Source organism: Kitasatospora sp. NPDC114501 (genome assembly GCF_055633695.1).
This window is the reverse complement of the sequence record NZ_JBVKDS010000017.1, coordinates 150,487-168,251: the sequence shown is the minus strand read 5'-3', so window position 1 is coordinate 168,251 and position 17,765 is coordinate 150,487. Positions and strand designations below refer to the sequence as shown.

The 17,765-nt window shown below is 72.9% G+C and carries 18 protein-coding genes and 3 pseudogenes; 11 read left to right on the top strand and 10 right to left on the bottom strand.

From position 1 onward, the window contains the following. Window position 1: 1 nt before the first annotated feature. On the bottom strand, window positions 2–988 hold the full coding sequence (locus ACZ7RU_RS29415) for a DMT family transporter (RefSeq protein WP_470343992.1): 987 nt from the start codon (window positions 986–988) through the stop codon (window positions 2–4). A gap of 267 nt (window positions 989–1,255) precedes the next feature. On the opposite strand from ACZ7RU_RS29415, the gene ACZ7RU_RS29410 reads away from it, so the two are divergent. Further along, entirely contained in the window at window positions 1,256–1,519 is a 264-nt protein-coding gene (locus ACZ7RU_RS29410; protein ID WP_470343991.1) for a dsRBD fold-containing protein, read from the top strand. Between the two features lie 137 nt (window positions 1,520–1,656). Here ACZ7RU_RS29410 and ACZ7RU_RS29405 read toward each other — a convergent pair whose 3' ends face one another. Continuing rightward, entirely contained in the window at window positions 1,657–2,430 is a 774-nt protein-coding gene (locus ACZ7RU_RS29405; RefSeq protein WP_470343990.1) for a hypothetical protein, read from the bottom strand. 123 nt (window positions 2,431–2,553) lie between these two features. Between ACZ7RU_RS29405 and ACZ7RU_RS29400 the strand changes: the two are divergent. After that, window positions 2,554–3,433: pseudogene (locus tag ACZ7RU_RS29400) on the top strand (IS701 family transposase); the annotation flags it as partial. Between the two features lie 177 nt (window positions 3,434–3,610). Here the strand turns inward: ACZ7RU_RS29400 and ACZ7RU_RS29395 are convergent. Continuing rightward, the gene (locus ACZ7RU_RS29395) at window positions 3,611–4,153 is read right to left on the bottom strand and encodes a hypothetical protein (RefSeq protein ID WP_470343989.1); all 543 of its coding nucleotides are present in this window, start codon (window positions 4,151–4,153) and stop codon (window positions 3,611–3,613) included. Window positions 4,154–4,223: 70 nt separating this feature from the next. On the opposite strand from ACZ7RU_RS29395, the gene ACZ7RU_RS29390 reads away from it, so the two are divergent. The 3 genes and pseudogenes from ACZ7RU_RS29390 to ACZ7RU_RS29380 all read left to right on the top strand — a co-directional run bounded on the left by ACZ7RU_RS29390 (window position 4,224) and on the right by ACZ7RU_RS29380 (window position 5,076). Then, window positions 4,224–4,349, top strand: coding sequence for a hypothetical protein (locus ACZ7RU_RS29390; protein WP_470343988.1), 126 nt, complete (start codon window positions 4,224–4,226; stop codon window positions 4,347–4,349). A 22-nt stretch (window positions 4,350–4,371) separates the two neighbouring features. Further along, a pseudogene (locus tag ACZ7RU_RS29385) lies at window positions 4,372–4,652 on the top strand (transposase); the annotation flags it as partial. Between the two features lie 190 nt (window positions 4,653–4,842). Beyond that, window positions 4,843–5,076: a hypothetical protein gene (locus ACZ7RU_RS29380; RefSeq protein WP_470344055.1), complete on the top strand. Its 234-nt coding sequence runs from the start codon at window positions 4,843–4,845 to the stop codon at window positions 5,074–5,076. A 284-nt stretch (window positions 5,077–5,360) separates the two neighbouring features. Here the strand turns inward: ACZ7RU_RS29380 and ACZ7RU_RS29375 are convergent, their stop codons facing one another. Next, window positions 5,361–6,230, bottom strand: a complete 870-nt coding sequence (locus ACZ7RU_RS29375; protein WP_470343987.1) for an alpha/beta fold hydrolase — start codon at window positions 6,228–6,230, stop codon at window positions 5,361–5,363. A gap of 155 nt (window positions 6,231–6,385) precedes the next feature. Here ACZ7RU_RS29375 and ACZ7RU_RS29370 point away from each other — a divergent pair, with 155 nt between their 5' ends. Continuing rightward, window positions 6,386–6,820: a MarR family winged helix-turn-helix transcriptional regulator gene (locus ACZ7RU_RS29370; RefSeq protein ID WP_470344052.1), complete on the top strand. Its 435-nt coding sequence runs from the start codon at window positions 6,386–6,388 to the stop codon at window positions 6,818–6,820. A gap of 11 nt (window positions 6,821–6,831) precedes the next feature. Here ACZ7RU_RS29370 and ACZ7RU_RS29365 read toward each other — a convergent pair whose 3' ends face one another. Further along, window positions 6,832–7,758 (bottom strand): AEC family transporter, encoded by a 927-nt coding sequence (locus tag ACZ7RU_RS29365; RefSeq protein WP_470343986.1) that lies wholly within the window; start codon window positions 7,756–7,758, stop codon window positions 6,832–6,834. A gap of 250 nt (window positions 7,759–8,008) precedes the next feature. On the opposite strand from ACZ7RU_RS29365, the gene ACZ7RU_RS29360 reads away from it, so the two are divergent. Continuing rightward, window positions 8,009–8,470, top strand: a complete 462-nt coding sequence (locus ACZ7RU_RS29360; protein ID WP_470343985.1) for an HD domain-containing protein — start codon at window positions 8,009–8,011, stop codon at window positions 8,468–8,470. A gap of 229 nt (window positions 8,471–8,699) precedes the next feature. On the opposite strand, the gene ACZ7RU_RS29355 is transcribed toward ACZ7RU_RS29360, so the two are convergent. Together ACZ7RU_RS29355 and ACZ7RU_RS29350 are read right to left on the bottom strand one after the other, a co-directional pair. Continuing rightward, window positions 8,700–9,074 carry an aggregation-promoting factor C-terminal-like domain-containing protein gene (locus tag ACZ7RU_RS29355; RefSeq protein WP_470343984.1) on the bottom strand — a complete coding sequence of 125 codons (375 nt, stop codon included), beginning with the start codon at window positions 9,072–9,074 and terminating at the stop codon, window positions 8,700–8,702. A gap of 583 nt (window positions 9,075–9,657) precedes the next feature. Then, a complete protein-coding gene (locus ACZ7RU_RS29350) occupies window positions 9,658–11,211 on the bottom strand; it encodes a carboxyl transferase domain-containing protein (protein WP_470343983.1) in 1,554 nt (517 codons plus the stop codon). Window positions 11,212–11,501: 290 nt separating this feature from the next. Between ACZ7RU_RS29350 and ACZ7RU_RS29345 the strand changes: the two genes are divergently transcribed. Continuing rightward, window positions 11,502–11,894 (top strand): ribonuclease, encoded by a 393-nt coding sequence (locus ACZ7RU_RS29345; RefSeq protein ID WP_470343982.1) that lies wholly within the window; start codon window positions 11,502–11,504, stop codon window positions 11,892–11,894. A 25-nt stretch (window positions 11,895–11,919) separates the two neighbouring features. Here ACZ7RU_RS29345 and ACZ7RU_RS29340 read toward each other — a convergent pair. The 3 genes and pseudogenes from ACZ7RU_RS29340 to ACZ7RU_RS29330 form a co-directional block, all read right to left on the bottom strand. Beyond that, window positions 11,920–12,066: pseudogene (locus ACZ7RU_RS29340) on the bottom strand (MOSC domain-containing protein); the annotation flags it as partial. Window positions 12,067–12,250: 184 nt separating this feature from the next. Next, entirely contained in the window at window positions 12,251–12,988 is a 738-nt protein-coding gene (locus ACZ7RU_RS29335) for an alpha/beta hydrolase family protein (RefSeq protein WP_470343981.1), read from the bottom strand. 264 nt (window positions 12,989–13,252) lie between these two features. Next, window positions 13,253–14,059 (bottom strand): IclR family transcriptional regulator, encoded by an 807-nt coding sequence (locus ACZ7RU_RS29330; protein ID WP_470343980.1) that lies wholly within the window; start codon window positions 14,057–14,059, stop codon window positions 13,253–13,255. A gap of 328 nt (window positions 14,060–14,387) precedes the next feature. Here ACZ7RU_RS29330 and ACZ7RU_RS29325 point away from each other — a divergent pair, with 328 nt between their 5' ends. The 3 genes from ACZ7RU_RS29325 (at window position 14,388) to ACZ7RU_RS29315 (ending at window position 17,674) form a co-directional block, all read left to right on the top strand. Next, the gene (locus ACZ7RU_RS29325) at window positions 14,388–15,698 is read left to right on the top strand and encodes an extracellular solute-binding protein (protein ID WP_470343979.1); all 1,311 of its coding nucleotides are present in this window, start codon (window positions 14,388–14,390) and stop codon (window positions 15,696–15,698) included. Window positions 15,699–15,725: 27 nt separating this feature from the next. Next, window positions 15,726–16,703, top strand: coding sequence for a carbohydrate ABC transporter permease (locus ACZ7RU_RS29320; protein ID WP_470343978.1), 978 nt, complete (start codon window positions 15,726–15,728; stop codon window positions 16,701–16,703). 146 nt (window positions 16,704–16,849) lie between these two features. Next, window positions 16,850–17,674, top strand: a complete 825-nt coding sequence (locus ACZ7RU_RS29315) for a carbohydrate ABC transporter permease (protein WP_470344051.1) — start codon at window positions 16,850–16,852, stop codon at window positions 17,672–17,674. The last annotated feature ends 91 nt before the right edge of the window (window positions 17,675–17,765 follow it).

The window sequence follows — 17,765 nt, the reverse complement described above, 5'->3', positions numbered from 1 at the left end:
CCTAACCGGTGCTCCCGGGGCGGTCGTTCTCCGCGGACCCGCCCGGCGGCTTCTCCTCCGGCTCGTCCTCGGACTCATCCTCGGACTTCTCCTCCGCTCCGTCCTCGGGCGACGCCCCGATGCTCTCCAGGGTGTCGCCGACGGTCCCCGGCATCGCCGGATGGCGTCCGATCACGATCACCCCGATCACGATCGCCAACAGCCCGGCCGACTGCCAGGCCAACGCCCCCGGGGTCACCCGCAGCCGGTCGCCGAGGAAGCCCACCGCGCAGGCGATCCCGGACAGCGGCTGGGCGGCGGTCAGCGCCGGCAGGGACATCCGCAGCGGTGCGGCCTCGAAGGCGCTCTGCACCAGCAGCAGCCCGACCACACCCGCCACCACCACCGCGTACGGCTGCCAGCTGCGCAACACCGCCGCCAGCCCGTCGTGGTCGAGGCGCTGGGTGGTGGTCCGGGTCAGTGCGTCCTGGAGGCCGTAGAGCAGTCCGGCGGCGAGCGCCAGCAGGGTCGCCTCCTCGAACAGCGGCAGCCGCCGGGCCAGCGAGACCAGCAGCACGACCAGCCCCATCACGGTGCCGACCACCAGCCAGTGCCGGAACTCCCCGGCGGGCGGCCCGCCGCCGGTCGGCTGCCCGGCCACGATGAAGGCCGTCACCCCGAGGGCCAGCAGCAGCACCCCGGCCCAGCCGGAGCGGCCCAGGGTCTGACGGGTCAACACCCGGGCCAGGGCCATGGCGAAGAGCAGATTGGTGGCCAGCAGCGGCTCGACCAGCGACACCTCGCCCTGGTTGAGCGCGAACGCGGAGAGGATCAGCCCGCTGACCATGAACCCGGTGCCGAGCAGCCACTGCGGCATCCGCAACAGGTCCAGCAGCAGCCGCCAGCGCAGCAGATCGGAGCGCGGGGCTTGCTGCGCCGCGTGCTGCTGGAGGACGAAGCCGAGCCCCAGACAGCAGGCCGCACTGAGAGCGAGGAGGAAGACCGCCACGGAGGGACCACCAGGTTGTCGCTGCCCGCGCCGCGCCGACGGGTCCGAGAGGTGAGCCGGACGTCGCGGCCGCTCCCGTCAGCCTACCGCCGGGCCGGTGCCCGGGCCGATCGCACGACACGCGCGCGGCGTGGCCGGCACCGCGTCGTCCGGCAGCGCTTGCCGCCACCGGCGGGGCAGGCGCACGCTGGTGTGAGCGGCCGCCACGGGTCACCGTCCGTGCCGGTCCGGACAGGCGTGACGGGGGCCTGCGCCAGGAGGTGTGGCATGCACAACCAGTGGGACGTGGAGCTCAGCTTCGAGGAAGACGGCGTGCACACGACGTGTGAGGCCAGGCTGACCGGCGCCAGGGCGCCCGGCCTGAGCGCGCACGGCGAGTCCGTGAAGAGCGCGGAGGACCGTCCGCTCGCCAGGATCGGCGAAGAGGTCGCGGCCTCCCGGGCCCTGGAGGAACTGTCCGCCAAGCTGCGGACCCAGGCCACCGGGGAGATCGACGACGAAGGGCGACGCCCGGACTACCTGATCTACTGAGTCCACCGGTGCCCCGCCGATCCCGCCGATCCCGGCGCCCACGGCGGTTACGACGCCACCGCGTCCCGTGTCCGGCCACCGGGTGCCCGTCGTGGCGTTGGTGGCCGACGCGGCGTTCTGCGTCCGCCGGGACGGTCCTACCGACGCCACCAGGGATCGCGCAGCACGTCGTCCGGGTCGACGGCGCAGTTGGTGCCGCTGACCACCTCGTGGGCGGGGACGTCCCAGCCCACGACGCCCGCGGCCTGACGGTCCAGCTCGACCACTCGGGCCCGCTGCGGGCCGCCGCCGGTGTCGACGTCGCACACCAGCACGCTCGTCCAGGACCGGCCGTCGAGGGCGGCCACAACCGAGAGCGCCGGAAGCACCGCCAGGGAGAGCAGCAGTGCCACGACCCGGGCCGCCTCGACGACCCGGGACCCGAAGGCCACGGCCGGCTTCCCGGTGCGGCGGCCGGTGGCGGTCGACCGCGCGCCGGTCCGGTACTCGGCCACCACGCCGAGCCGCAGCAGACAGCCCAGGACACCGGCCGCCACACCCCACCACAGCCCGTTGAACGCCCCGACCACCACCCCGAGCGATCCCGGCACGATCGCCGCCCGCGCCGCCGTCTCCGCCAGGGCCCGCCCCTGGTGCCGGGCGGCCCCGCCGTGAGCGGCCCGGTAGGCGTAACTGAGGTGGGACAGCACCGCGGCCAGCACGACCGCCAGCACCGGCTCGGCGAAGAACATCCCGATGACGACGTCCACCCAGTTCGCCGGCCCCATCGCCAGCAGCGCGTCCCGAGCCGCGTCCCCGCCCCCGAGCGTCCACGCCAACTTCAGCACCGGAACGGCGAACACCACCGCCGGCGCCATCACATGAGCCGCACTCGCCCGCGCCGCCCCGCCGCCCCGCGTGGTTTCGGTCATCCGGCAACGCTACGCACGCCCCCGCCACCCCCTGGCCCCCGACACCGCCCACTGCACCTTGTGGCCTAGTAGTGCTTTGTTAGGAGGCTTGTCGCATCGTGTGGTCGGTAGTTCTCCGGTCGTATGAGGGCTGGGGAGTTGGCGTTGTGGCGGGGTCGGTTGGAGGAGGTCGCGGCTGAGGTGTTCGCGTCCTTGGCCCGGCGTGATCAGCGGGCCAAGGGCGGACTGTATCTGCGGGGGCTGCTGCTGGAGGGCCGGCGCAAGTCGATGCAGCCCATGGCCGGGCACCTGGGGGTCGATCATCAGAGGTTGCAGCAGTTCATGACGTCCTCGACCTGACCGGTCGAGGACGTTCCGGGCCCGCCTGGCGCGGCGGGCCGTGCGGGCGGTGCGGCCCGAGGTGTGGGCCGTGGACGACACCGGCTTCCCCAAGGACGGCAAGGCCTCACCCGGGGTCGCCCGCCAGTACTCGGGCACCCTGGGCAAGGTCGGCAACTGCCAGATCGGCGTCAGCGTCCACGCCGTGTCCGCCGACACCTCCTGCCCGCTGTCCTGGCGCCTGTTCCTGCCCGAGTCATGGGACGGACCCGAAGCCGCCGGCCGGCGAGCGGCCTGCCGGATCCCCGCGAACGAGCACCACCGGCCGAAATGGCGCTTGGCGCTGGACATGCTCGACGAACTCGCCGGCACGGGACTGCGGCCCGCCGTGCTGGTCGCGGACACCGCCTACGGCGCCAACGCCGATTTCCGTCACGGCCTGGAAGACCGCCACGTGGCCTATGTGCTGCGGGCCAACGGCGAGATGACCGCCTACACCGAGGACGCCGAGCCGCACCGGCCGCCCTACGGCGGCCTGGGACCGCGGCCGCCGCCGCCACTTGCGGACCGTGTCCGCCGAGATGCCCAGCTCCTTTGCCACGCCGACGATCGGCGGTACTTCCGGGCCGTCACAGGCGAGCACGGTCCGGGCTCGCAGAGCCGGCGCCTGGGCGGACGTCGCCCGGCGGGCCCGTCGCGTCGGCGCTCCCCGCTCCTTCCCGGAAAGCAACAACGGCCCCGACGCGGGACCGCGACGACGCACCGGCACATCCGACGAATCACTCACTCAAGGTCCGACGACGGATCTCCGGCGCAGGACACTGGTACTCCAGTCGGTAGATCGCTCCTGGGCTGGCGGTGTCTACGCTCTCCGTGGCTTGCGCCGCTTGCCCCAGCTGTCTTGCGGCCGGTCCTGGGCCAGCATCATCGCGTCGAACTGGGCTTTGCTGGTCACGGCTCGTGGTTCAGGTACCAGCGTGGTCGCCGTCGATCGCCAGGGGGCAGCCGAGGCCCAGCCGACCAGGGGCATGGTCTCGTCGTAGCGCGGAGCGAACTGTGCCACGGCGATGGCGGGCATCTGGTAGTTCAGGCTGCGGACGTGGTCGAGGAACGCCTGGGGCATCCGGACGTGGTGGGTTTCCAGGTAGTGCGGGAAGTCCTGGCGCCACAACCAGGTGCCGTCGGTCACCAGGGACGAACATCCCGGAGAGTGCCGGTGGATGCTGCCGGTGATGACGTCGCGTCCGGATTCCATGACGTCGATCAGCACGTGGCCGGTGTCCAGGTAGGCCACCAGGTCCGCCTCGTCCGGCTCGCCGACGGGCCGAACGGCGTCGAGGATCGATCCGCTCGGCTGGCCGGAGCGGTCGTCCAGTTCGTCGTAGAAGCCCAGCAATCCCAGCACTGCGTCTCCTTCGACGAGCCGTTCCGCCCTGCCGGCGCCGGCAGCTGCGGCTACCGTTGATCATCGGCGTGTGAAGACAAACGATCACGCGGTGGCCGCAGGTCACAGCGTAGGCGCCGCCCGCTGGCAGGAAGCGTTCGAGGGCCTGATGGACTGCATCGCAGGCCGGTTCGCCCGGGTCGAACCCCGACTGTGAATACGGCACCTGGTCCTGGGACTTGCTCGCGGACCTGCCCCGGAAGAACTGCTGGACCGTTGCCGAACGGGTCGGCGAGGCCACGCCCGACGCCATGAAGCACCTGCTCAGCCGCGCCAAGCGGACGCCGACGCAGTCCGCGACGACCTGCGCGAGTACGTGATCGAGCACCTGCACGACGACCAGGCGGTGCTCGTGGTCGACGAGACCGGTGACGTGAAGAAGGGCGGCCACACGGTCGGTGTACAGCGCCAATACGCCGGTATCGCGGGCAGAGTCGAAAACTCCCAAGTCGCTGTCTACGCCGAGAAGCTCCCAAGCGATCCTGGCCGAAGCTGTCCGCCGGAGTCGGCACCCCTGACAGTCCTGGTGCGGGTCGCAGGATCTCGGTGGCGGGTCGAAGAGACGTTCCAGCCCGGAAAAGGTCTGGCTGGACTGAACGAGCACCAGCTCCGCTGCTACACGTCCGGGTCCCACTGGGCCACGCTCGCCCATGCTCGCCGATGCCTCCCCGGCTGTCGTCCGCGCCGACGAGCACCTTCCCCGTCCCGGCCCCGACGAACTGATTCCGCTGACCTGCGACGAAATCCAGGGGCTCTTCATCGCCCTGGTCGGCCGACATGTTCACGGGGCCGACCACTGGCTCCGCTGGTCCTACTGGCGGCGTCGTCATGAAGCCCGTTCCCGGGCCAGCTGCAACAGCCGTCAAGCCGCGAGCAAGGCGTGATCCCCGGTGTAGTGAGGGCAGGGGGCGCGCGGTCGTGGTCCCGCCGCTTCGTGCGGCCCCCTCTCCGGAACGGCCCGCTCAACTCCTGCCGCTGGTCGGCCCTGCCCGCGTAGGAAGTCGGCCAGGCTGACTTCCTACGTAGGCCAATCCGGCGGCGTGAGAAGTCGGCCCCGCCGACTTCTTGTGCGGGGCGCGGGGTGTTGGTGTGGCTGGGGTGGCCTGGCGACCGTCGGGCGCGTGCGTGGGAAGCCGGGCGGGGTGACTTCTCGTGATGGTGGGCGGGGTCAGGTTCGGGGTGCGGGGCTGAGGAAGGTGGTGAGGCGGGGGTTGAGGTCGTGGGCGGCGGCCATGGGGAGGTTGTGGTGGGAGGCGCCCGGGAGGATGGCGACTTCTGCGGTGGGGAGGGTTCGGCGGGCGGTGCGGGCGATGTGGTGGGGGTCGTGGGTGCGGCTGTGCTCGGCGAGGAGGGTGAGGACGGGGGTGGTGAGGGTGCGGAGGCGTTCGGGGGTGGGGCGGGGGCCGGTGACGACACGGGAGGCGGGGAAGTCGGCGTAGCCGAGGGCGTAGAGCTCGCGCCAGGCGGGGTCGAGGCGGGAGGTGCCGCCGGTCTCCCAGTCGAGGAAGGAGAGGGCGCGGGCGGGGGTGCGGTGGGGGAGGAAGAGGGGGACGGCGCGCAGCAGGTAGCCGGGGCGGAAGCCGGCGAAGCACTGGGTGGGGTCGAGCAGGGCGAGCCGGCCGACCCGGTCGGGGGCGTGCAGGGCGTATTCCAGGGCGATCCAGCCGCCGTACGAGTGGCCGCAGAAGTCGGCCTGGGGGACGCCGAGTCCGTCGAGGACGGCGTCCAGCCAGCCGAGCAGCCCGGGGACGCCGTCGAGGGCGGCGCCGTCGTGGACACTGCGGCCGGGGTCGCCGATGAGGTCGACGGCGAGGACGCGGTGTCCGGCCTCGGCCCAGGCGCCGGCGTTGGCGAACCATACGGTGGAGGTGGCGCCGCCGCCGTGGAGCAGGACGAGCGGGCGGCCGTCGGCGGGTCCGCAGGCGTTGATCCGGGTGGTGCCGTGGGCGGTGCGGACGGTGAGCGCCTCGACCGGGACGGGCCAGCGGGCGAGCAGGGCGTCGTAGGCGGCGAGGAAGGGGGCGGTGCGGGCGGACATGTGGGCCTCCGCGGGTGTGGTGTGATGGGCGGCCGAGTCGGCCTGGCCACTCGTCGGGCAAGTATCACGTTGAACAAGTATCTCGCTGAGCGAGAGAATACTGGCACATGCCTTACCCGAGGAAGGACGACAGGGTGTCCGAAGTTGTGGAGCCGATGCGGCTGGTCCATCTGCTGCGTGGCCTGACGGTCGAACTCGATCTGTTCGGCGCCGAGTTCGCGGCCCGCAACGGTCTGCATCCGACCGATCTGCGGGCGCTGATCCACCTGCTGGACGCGGCCCGGGCGGGGGAGGTGGTCACCCCGGGCCGGCTCGGTGAGGCGCTGGGGCTGAACTCGGCGGGCACCACCGGTCTGGTGGACCGGCTGGAGCGGCTCGGGCTGATCCGGCGCGAGCGGGACCCGCAGGACCGGCGCCGGGTGCGGCTGCTGGTGGAGGAACGGGCGATGGAGCTGGGGGAGGGCTTCTTCGGCGGGCTGATCGGCGATCTGGTCGCGGCCATGCGGCAGTTCGAGCCGGGGGAGCTGGACACCGCCCGGCGCTTCCTGGCGGCCATGACCGGGGTGGTGGCGGCCGCCAGGGAGAAGTGAGCGGGCCGGATCTACGCGGGCCCGAGGGTCCAGCTGATCACGGACAGCGTCGCCATCGACGCCAGCGTCGACCAGAGCACCGCGTCCCGGGCGAGGGCGGTGCCCTGCTGGTACTCGCGGGCGTAGGTGTAGACGTTCTGCGCGGTGGGCAGCGCGGAGAACAGCACCACCGTGAGCAGTTGGTGTGCGGGCAGGTGGAGCACGGGGCCGGCCACCGCGAGGGCGACCAGGGGCTGGGTCAGGGTCTTGAGCGCGACGGTCAGCCCCACTTCGGTGCGGCGCGGTCGGCCGTCCGCCGGCGGGCGGTTGTGCAGGGAGATTCCGAGGGTGATCAGGGCGGTTGGGACGCCGGCGCCGCCGAGCAGTTCGCAGGAACGATTCAACTCGGCGGGCAGGTGCACCCCGGTCGCCGAGGCGACCGCGCCCAGCGCGGTGGCCAGCAGGATCGGGTTGCGGACGGGCAGGGAGAGCAGCGCCCGGCGGCCGGCCGCGCCGCCGTCCAGGACGGCCAGGGCGGCGGGGGTGACCAGCAGGATCTGGAACAGCACCACGGGCGCCACGAAGGAGGCGTCACCGAGGACCTGCACCGCCACCGGGATGCCGAGGTTGGCCGAGTTGACGTAGCCGGAGGCCATCGCGCCGATGGCCAGTTCGCCGGGCTTGCGGTGGAACAGCAGCCGCCCGGCGAGCAGCCCGAGGCCGATCGCGGCCACCGTGCCGGCCGCGAAGGCGAGCATCGAGGCGTTGGCGAAGCGGTCCAGCGGGGTGCGGGCGATCATCAGGAACAGGGCGGCCGGCATCGCCACGTGGAAGACGAACCGGTTGAGCACCGTCTCGGCCTGCGGTCCGAGCAGCCCGGTGCGGCCGACGACGTAGCCGACGCCGGTGAGCGCCCAGATCGGCGCGAAGGCGGACAGCAGGGGGTGCAGGGCTGGCATGGTTCCTCGGATCGCTCGGACGGATCTGCCGGTGCGACGGGGATCTCCCGTCGGGGGCGTCGAGTCCCGAGCGTGGTGACCCCCCCGAAGCCCATGAACCCCCGGGGCAGTAAACCAGTGGCCGTCGGCGGGGTGATCAACGGGCCTGGCGCGGGCACGCCACCCGGGCGCCGTCTCCTGGGACGAGCGTCCGCGCCGACCGCGCCGTCCGCGCCGACCGTGCCGACCGCGCCGGGCCTACGATGAGCCGATGGAGGACGACCAGTACCTGAGCCTGTCCGAGGTGGAGACGATCGCGCGCCGGGCCCACCGGGGGCAGGTGGACAAGAACGGCCACCCGTACGGCGAGCACATCGCCGCGGTCGCCCGGGGGACCGCGGCGCGCGGCGGCAGTGCGGCGCAGATCGCGGCGGGCTGGCTGCACGACACCGTCGAGGACGACCGGCTGAGCTGGGAGTGGCTGGCCGGGGCCGCGCTGCCGGCGGAGACCAAGGCGATCGTGGAGGCGCTCACCCGGCGCCCGGACGAGCCGGTCGAGGAGTACGCCGCGCGCATCCTGGCCACGCCGGGCGCGCTGCTGGTCAAACGCGCGGACCTGGCGCACAACTCCGATCCGGCCCGCCTGGCCACCCTGGACCCGGCGACCGCGGAGCGGCTGGTCGCCAAGTACGCGCGGATGCGTGAGCTGCTCGGGCTCACCGGCGAGCTGTAGTCCACGAGCCGCCGTTCACGGGCGGGAGTTCAGGGGCGGGAGTTCACGGGCAGGCGTCCACGGGCGGGAGTCCGCGAGCCGGGGCCGCCGGAGAACCACGAGAGGGCCCGGACCACGCGGGTCGCGCGGGTCCGGGCCCTCTCGGGCACCCGGTGGTCCCTGTCCGACCCCCGGGGTGTGGGGGAGTGGTCAGGTGGCGGGAGGAGGCTGGTGGGCCGATGGGGTCGGCTTAGTACCAGTGGTTGGCCTGCCAGAAGGCCCAGGCGGCGTTCGGGCTGCCGTAGCGGGTGTTCATGTAGTCCAGCGCCCACTTGATCTGGGTGGCCGCGTTGGTCTTCCAGTCCGCGCCCGCCGAGGCCATCTTGGAGCCCGGCAGGGCCTGGGCCAGGCCGTACGCGCCCGAGCTCGGGTTGGTCGCCGTCACGTTCCAGCTGGACTCGTGCGCGATGATCTGGCTGAAGGACGACAGCTGGTTGGCCGGGACGATCTGGGCGGCGACGGCCTGCGGGGAGGCGGTGGCGGCGTTCGCGGTGGCGGGCAGGACACCCGCGCCCAGGGCGGTCAGACCGGCGGCGCCGGCGAGAATCGCGGCGGAAGTGCGCATACGGAGCTTGAAAGCGGGCATGAAGAACAAGACCTCAATCAGGTTGGGCCGGGTCACACCCCGCCCTGGACCACGGCCGGACAGGGGCCGGAACGGTCGCGGGGCGTGACTCGGCAGTAAGCCGTTCACCGGCGGGACAGGTGCCGGTGCGGCTGACGACGGAAGCCATTGTTGCCAGACCGGATCGGCCGTCGCCAAGACCCCCTCGTTACGACCCGCGGTCGTACGCGGCGGGGCGCCGTGGATTCGAAGGACCTGTCGCGCGGGGCGCGCCGACCGGTGCTGAGCTGCGCGGACGCGGGGAGTGCGGGGGCGGGGCGGGTGTTCGGTGGACGTCTACTACGGCCCGTCGTGGGCCTTGATCACGTGTGAGCGCACTCACCGTTCGGGGGTCGCGAGGCGTCACTCGGCGACCCGGGTGCGGCACGTTGAGTGCAGGCGATCAAGCCCGCGCTGAGACCGGCGCCACACCCCGGAGGCGGGCGGCGGGGCAGGTGACGAGGTGCCTGGCCGGACACCTCCGGACGGGCACCTCGCCGTGCTCCGACACCTCCGGACGGGCACCTCGCCGTGCTCCGAGCGGCTAGCGCAGGTCGCCGAGCCGCCGGTGCCGGACGGCCCGGGCAGCGAGCCGGTCCGCTTCGGTGGCCGCCGCCAGGGTGCCGAGCGCCGCACCGACGGCCTGCCCGAGCCGGGTGCAGAAGGCCTCCGGCTCCTCGGCGGCGTCCGGCAGCTCCGGGACCACCTCGTCGACCAGCCCGACCTCGGCCAGGTGGCGCGCCCCGATCCCCTGGGAGCGGGCCAGCTCGGCGGCGTGGGCGCCGTCCCGGTGGACGATCGCCGAGGCGCCCTCCGGCGGCAGTGGCGCCAGCCAGGCGTGCTCGGCGGCGATCACCCGGTCCGCCGGGAGCAGCGCGAGCGCCCCGCCGCCCGACCCCTGGCCGAGCAGCACGGCCAGGACCGGCGTGCGCAGTGCGAGCAGGGTGGTCAGGCAGTGCGCGATCTCCACCGCGATGCCGTCCAGCTCGGCCTGGGCGGACAGCTCGGCGCCGGCCGTGTCCACCACGGTGACCAGCGGCAGCCCGAGCTGTTCGGCCAGCCGCGCGGTGCGCCGTACGGCCCGCAGGTCGGCGGCGGTGAAGGGGCGTTCGTGCTCGGGGGTCTGCCGCTGCTGGCCGACGACCAGGACGGGCCGCCCGGCGAGCAGGGCGAGCGCCCGGACCAGTGCGCCGCCGCGCCCGCCGGGGGCGTCCAGCAGCACCAGTTCCTCGGCGGTGTGCCGCAGCAGTTCACGGGTGCCGGGACGCTCGGGGCGCCGGGTGCGGCGGACGGCGTCCCAGGCGTCGGGGCGCTCGGGGCGCTCGGGGTCGGCCGAAGCGGTCGCGGACGCGGTGGAAGTGGAAGGCGCCGGAGGAGCGGACGGGGCTGAAGGAGCGGAAGGCGACGGCGGTGCGGCGGTGAGGACGGCGAGCGTACGGCGGAGCAGTTCGCGCAGCTCCTGCGGCGGGACGACGGCGTCCACCAGCCCCTGCCCGGCGAGCGTCTCGGCCCGCTGGACGTCCGGCGGCAGCTCCACGCCGCGCAGTTCCTCGTACACGCGCGGGCCGAGGAAGCCGAGCCGGGCGCCCGGCTCGGCGAGGACCAGCTGCCCCAGCGTGCCCCAGGAGGCGAAGACCCCGCCCATGGTGGGGTTGCGCAGATAGGTGAGATAGGGGAGGCCGGCGGCGCGGTGCGCCTGGACGGCGGCGGTGATCCGCAGCATGCAGAGGAAGGCGGCCGAGCCCTCCTGCATCCGTGTCCCGCCGGAGACCGGCAGGGCGAGCAGCGGCAGCCGCTCGGCGGTGGCGCGTTCGACGGCGCGGGTGATCCGCTCGGCGGTGGCGACGCCGATCGAGCCGCCGAGGAAGCCGAACTCGGAGGCGACCAGGGCGACCGGGCGGCCGTCGATCAGGCCCAGGCCGGTGAGGACGGCCTCGTCCAGGCCGGTGCGCTCGCGGGCGCGGTCGAGTGAGGCGCGGTAGCCGGGGTCGGTCCGGTCGACGGTCGGTGGCTCGTCCCAGCTGCGGAAGCCGCCCGGGTCGACCAGCAGGCCGATCAACTGGTGGGCCGTCAGTGCCGTGCCCGAGCCCGTACCCATGCCCACCCCGTCAGAGATCGTTCCGGCCCGCCGTGTCCGCCGCGCTGCGCGGCGCTCTGTTCGGCACTCTATGCGGCTCGCTTCGACCGGGACAGCTCCGGCATGAGTTCGACGACGGTCGACCCCTGTGCCGGGCGGGCGGTTCGTGGGCGCTGCGCGGGGCGTGCGGCGGAGGCGGCGCGGAAGTCGGCGTACGGCTCAAGTCGCCGGAGGGAAAGAGAAGTTACTTGCCGGTTAACATTTTTTCAGGGGACTTCCGGAGTTGACGGTGTCTCGCCACACTGGGGGGCATGACCCGCACTCTACGCGCGTGGAAGTCCCGCGCCGCCGCCGTCACCGCCGTCGCCCTGATGACCCTCGCCCCGGTCGCCGTCGCCACCGAGGCGCACGCCGACGTGAGTGGCACGGTCTGCCTCTCCGCCCTGCCCTCGCAGGCCGCCGACACCCTCGACCTGATCGCCTCCGGCGGGCCGTTCCCCTACTCCCAGGACGGTGTGGTCTTCCAGAACCGGGAGCGCGTCCTGCCCAGCGAGTACTACGGCTACTACCACGAGTACACCGTCATCACCCCGGGATCCCCGACCCGCGGCGCCCGCCGGATCGTGACCGGCCAGGCCTACCAGGAGGACTACTACACCGGCGACCACTACGCCTCGTTCTACCGGATCAACCAGGCCTGCTGAGCACCTGCCGAGCATCCTCCGACCGTTCCGGGCCAGCCTCGGCGCCGCGGGACTGGTCCACCACCGTCACCGCGCAGCGGACGGCGAGCTTGGCGTAGCCCGGTTCGGCCCCGCCCGCCCCGCCGACCTCGATTCGGCGGGGCGGGTCTTCGGTGTGCGGCTCGGCCCAGCCCCTCCTCGCCCACCACCATGAACGCCCGGCCGTGGGCCGGCCCGGCCCGGGTGAGCTCCGCCTGCGCGGCCGCCACCCCGTCAGGCACGCCGCCTGCCCGGTCCTGGCCGTCCCGCGCCCCCGCTGAAGCATGACCTGGAGGCGCTGGGGCTCGGGGCCACGGGCTGTGGGAGCCGGCGGGCGGTTAGGCCGGCAGCCCGGCCGCCTCGGCGAGGACGGCGGCGGTCCGTCGGCCGGCGGCCAGGGTGGCGGCGTCCGTGGCCGGGAGGCAGCGGCGGGCCTCGCGGCGGTAGACGGTCATCACCACACCGGCGTGGTCGGTGGGGAGTTCGAGGGTGCGTACCGCCGACATCTGCTTTGTAAGAGCAGCGCTCAACCGCCGGGTGTGCTCGACGGCCACGATGTCGTCCGCCGTGCCGTGGACCAGCCGGAGCGGGACGGGGGAGGGGGCCTGCGCCAGGTGGTCGAGCGGGGCCTCGCCGGTGGTGACGGCCTTGGTCGAGTAGTGGGAGGCGATGCCGACGGCGGCGGTGGGGCGCAGCTCCGCGGGGGTGTCCGGGTGGGTGGCCACGGCGATCGCCTCGCGGCCGCCCATCGACCAGCCGGCCAGGACGAAGCGGGCCGGGTCCCCGCCGTGCTCGGCGGCGATCCCGCGGGCCCGGGCCAGTGAGGCGAGCAGTTCGGCGCCGCCGCCGTCCGGCTGCTCGGCGCTCCAGTCCGGGACGAGTACCAGCAGCCCCAGCCCGGCGGCCTCCTGGGCCAGCGGCCGCAGCACGTCGCGCTCGTTCGGGCCGCTGCCGTGCCAGAGCAGCACGACGGGGGCCGACCCGGTGGCGTCGGCGGCCGGACGGTGGACGTCCAGCAGCCGCCCGTCCGCGTACGGGACGACGGCCGGACCGGCCTCGGGTCGAGCGTTCGTCATGCGGGATTCCCCTCCGGTTCGGCGAATGATCACGGAGCTGGTACTGTACTTCCCGTCGCGAGGGAGTGATTCCTCGTCAGGCGTCAGTGGTGCTACCAGAGCACGTCCTACTTTCAGTAGGAAGAGTCCGTGCGACCCGGGCCTGGCGCTCCGAGATCGGACAGGGTCCGGTGCCGTGGAAACGGTGCCGGGCCCTGTCCGCGTTCCCGGAGACCGGGCGACCAGCGGGCGGTCGGGCCGGCTGGCGGCCGGGACGGCTGGCGGTCAGGACGGCTGGCGGTCGGAGCCGAGTTCGCGGGAGATCCGCAGGCCGACCTGGGCGACCACCGGGCCCAGGGCACGGACCCGGGCGGCGGTCATCCGCGAGGTGAGGCCGGAGACGGACAGCGCGGCGGTGACCTCGCCGGTGTGGTCGAAGATCGGGGCGGCGACGCAGCGGACCTCGGGCTCGTTCTCGCGGTCGTCGATCGAGTAGCCGCGGGCGCGGATGCGGGCGAGGTCGGCGCGCAGCCGGGACTCGTCGGCGATGGTCCAGGCGGTCACCGGGCGCAGGCCCGCCGCGACCACCTCGGCGACGGCCTCCTCGGCCAGCCAGGCGAGGATCGCCTTCCCGGTGGCGGTGCAGTAGGCGGGGGCGCGGCTGCCGACCCGGGAGGCCATCCGGACGTTGGTCTCGTCCTCGACCTTGTCCAGGTAGACGATCCCGGGGGCCTGCCAGACGGTCAGGTGGACGGTCTCGCCCGCCTCGCGCTGGAGCCGGCGCAGGTGTTCGGCGGCGACGCTGCGCAGGTCGAGGGTGGTCAGGTAGGCCTGACCGAGCCGCAGCGAGCCGTGGCCGAGCCGGAACCAGCCGGTCTCGCGGTCGCGGTCGAGCAGGTGCTCGTCCAGCAGGGGGCCGGCCAGCCGCAGCACCGTGCTCTTGTTGAGGCCGAGTCCGTCGGCGAGCTGGGCGAGCGGGACGCCGCGCCCGTCGCCGTGGTCGCGGACGTAGCCGAGGACGGCGAGCGCGCGGCGCAGCGAGGAGGACTGGTTGCGTTCGGTCGCGGGCTTCTTGGGCGCCGTCTCCGTCATGGGTCCGTTCCCCTGGTGGTCGTTCTGCCGGTGTTCCCCCGCTGGTCGGCAGCGGTTGTCAGAACGTACCCGGTCGCGGCCGGATGGCCGCATCTTCGATACAACGTTGTGCAGTGCAAAACTTTGGCCAACTCCCTCTTGTTGGCGCCGATCGCCCCCGCCTAACGTCCCTGCCATCGAGCAGGCGACGTCGCCCCACCCGAGCGCTGCGCCCTGCCGTACCCCCACCACTTCACCCACCATCGGCCCCGGTCAGGGCCTGCTTCGACGTGCCCGCCCCCAGCGGCGGACGTCTCGGCGGCAGCTGTCGGGAGGGGAGGTCTCCACCATGCGACTCATCGGACGGACCGCCGCAGCCGTCGTGCTCGCCGCCGGCTGCCTGGCCGCCACCGCCTGCGCCCCCGGCACCGCCTCGCCGGCGAGCGACAAGGCCGCCGACGACCGGACCGGCACCCTGCAGGTCTGGCTGTACAACGAGGCGGGCAACGCCGCCAAGGAGGCCGTGATCGCCAAGGCGGTGACCGAGTTCCAGTCCTCCCATCAGGGCGTCACCGTCGACGTCAGCTACATCGACACCGACGCCTCGGCCCGCGCGGCCAAGATGAAGGGCGCGTTCAACGACCCGAACAGCGCCCCCGACCTGGTCGAGTTCGGCAACACCGACCTGCCCGGCTACGTCGCCGCCGGCGGCCTCGCCGACATCACCGCCGAGCTGGACAAGTGGCAGGACAAGGGCGACCTCGACCCGGCGATCGCCAGGACCGCCGTGGTCGACGGCAAGACCTACGGCCTGCCCTGGTGGGTCGGCGTGCGCGCGCTGTACTACCGCACCGACCTGTTCACCGAGGCCGGCCTCACCCCGCCGACCTCGTACGCCGAACTGGTCGCCGCCAACCAGAGGATCCACGCCGCGCACCCGGACACCTTCGGCATCGCCGTCGGCGGCAAGTACACCTTCGCCGCGCTGCCCTTCGTCTGGGACGCGGGCGGCGACATCGCCACCAAGGACGGCTCCTCGTTCAAGGCCGCGATCGACTCGCCCGCCTCGCAGGCCGGGATCAAGCGCTACACCGACCTGTTCGGCGCCGACGGTTGCCCCGCCCAGCAGTGCGCGGACCTGACCGGCGGCAAGACCGTCGACCTGTTCGCGGCCGGCAAGTCGGCCATGGCGGTGCTGCTGAACTCCAACCGCGGCAAGGTGGAGGCGGGCGCGGTCAAGGGGAAGTACGGCGTGGTGCCGCTGCCCGGCGAGAAGCCCGGCTCGATCGCCCCGGCCTTCGCCGGCGGCAACAACCTGGGCGTGATGAAGGCGGCCAAGCACCGCACGCTGGCCGTCGAGTTCGCCGAGCTGCTGGCGGGCCCCACGTACCAGGAGCAGATGTACGACGCGATGGGCAACCTGCCGACGCTCAAGTCCGTCAGCGGCAAGGTCGCGACGAAGGACGCGTTCCTGAAGCCCTTCACCGACACCATCGCGGCCGGCACCAGGTTCGTCCCGCTCGACCAGGCGTGGACGCAGATCGACGCCCAGGCGGTGATCCCGACGATGCTCCAGCAGGTCGTCACCGGCAAGGCGGACGTGGCCAAGGCCTCGGCCGACGCCGCCGCGCAGGTCTCCTCGGCCTTCGCCGCGCGCTGACGCCCGACAGAGAGACAGGTCCCGCACGTGTCCGTATCCACCTCGACCGCCCCGGCGCCGCCTTCCCCGCAGAGGCGCCGAGGGGGCAGGGCGCCGGCCGCACCCCCGGGCGGTCGGCGCCGGCGGCCCCCGCTGCTGCTGCTCCTGCCGGCCGCGGTCATCCTGATCCCGCTGGTCGCCTATCCGATCTACCAGCTGGGCCTGCTGTCCGTCCTGGACTTCGGGCAGGCCCAGGCCTCCGGCGGCGTCCCGACCTCCTTCGTCGGCTTCGGCAACTACACGAGGATCCTCGAGGACGAGCAGTTCTGGACGGTGCTGTTCCAGACCATCGGCTTCGCCGCGTTCTGCGTGGTCGCCACCCTGGCCGTCGGCGCCGCCCTCGCGGTGCTGCTCACCAAGGTCGGCCGGTGGCCGCGGCTGGTGCTGACCACCGCGGCGATGGCCGCCTGGGCGGCGCCGGCGATGACCGGTTCGACGGTGTGGAGCTTCCTGTTCGACACCAACCTCGGCCTGGTCAACCACACCCTGGAGGGGCTCGGACTCTCCGGCTTCCACGAGTTCAACTGGTTCTACGACAAGTGGACGGCGTTCCTGATCGTCGGCGCCGTGGTGGTGTGGCACTCCTACCCGTTCGTGATGGTCACCCTCTACGCGGGCATCCGGGCCATTCCGGAGGAGGTCATGGAGGCGGCCGCCCTGGACGGCGCCAACACCTGGACCACCTTCCGCCGGATCACCGCGCCGATGCTGCGGCCGATCCTGACCATCGTGGTGATCCAGTCGGTGATCTGGGACTTCAAGGTCTTCACCCAGATCTACGTGATGACCGAGGGCGGCGGCATCGCCGGCCAGAACCTGGTGCTCAACGTGTACGCGTACCAGAAGGCGTTCGCCTCCTCGCAGTACGGGCTGGGCGCGGCGATCGGCGTGATCATGCTGCTGATCCTGGTGATCCCGACGGTCCTGTACATCCGCACCCTGCGACGGACGGGGAACGAACTGTGAGCCCGGTGAACTCCCTTGCCGTGAAGCCGAGTCGGGACTCCGACGGCTCCGGGGCCGCCGACGGCCGAACCGGTCGGGGCCGGACCGGCGACCGGGACGGCCGGGGCCGGAGCACCCGGGGTCGGAGCACCCGGGGCCGGTGGCGGCTGGCCGCCAACACCGGCGCGGTCCTGCTGGGCGTGGTCACCGCCTTCCCGATCTTCTGGATGGTGCTCTCGGCCTTCAAGCCCAAGGGTGAGATCCAGTCGCTCGACCCCAGACCGTGGACCGCCCACCCCACGCTGGAGAGCTTCCGCCAGGTGCTCAGCGTGGACGGCTTCAGCCGCTACTTCGTGAACAGCCTGGTGGTCGCGCTGTCGGTGGTGGTGCTGTCGGCGGTCGTGGTCTTCCTGGCGGCGGTGGCCGTGACCAGGTTCCGGTTCAGGTTCCGCACCACCATCATGGTGATGTTCCTGATCGCCCAGATGATCCCGGTCGAGGCTCTGACCATCCCGCTGTTCTTCATGTTCCGCGACGCCGGCCGGTTCGCCCCGGGCATCGGGCTGAACACCCTGGCCTCGCTGGTCCTGGTGCAGCTGGCGTTCTCGCTGCCGTTCGGGATCTGGATGATGCGCGGCTTCGTCGCGGCCGTCCCGGTGTCGATCGAGGAGGCCGCGCAGATCGACGGGGCCGGCCGGACCCGCATCCTGTGGCGGATCCTGCTGCCGCTGGTGGCGCCGGGCCTCGCCGCGACCAGCGTGTTCTCCTTCATCGCGGCGTGGAACGACTTCGTCTTCGCCAAGACCTTCATCATCAGCGCCACCCAGAACCAGACGCTGCCCTCGGCGCTGCTGGTCTTCTTCAAGCCGGACGAGAACGACTGGGGCGGCATCATGGCGGCGTCCACGCTGATGACGGTGCCGGTGCTGATCTTCTTCATCGCGGTGCAGCGCAAGCTGGTCTCCGGGCTGGCCGGCGCGGTGAAGGACTGACCTCCGCCGGCCACCGGCCCACTCGGGAGTCCCGCCACCGGTCGGGACTCCCGAGGTCGTCCGGGGTCAGGCGGGGTCGTCCGGGGTCAGG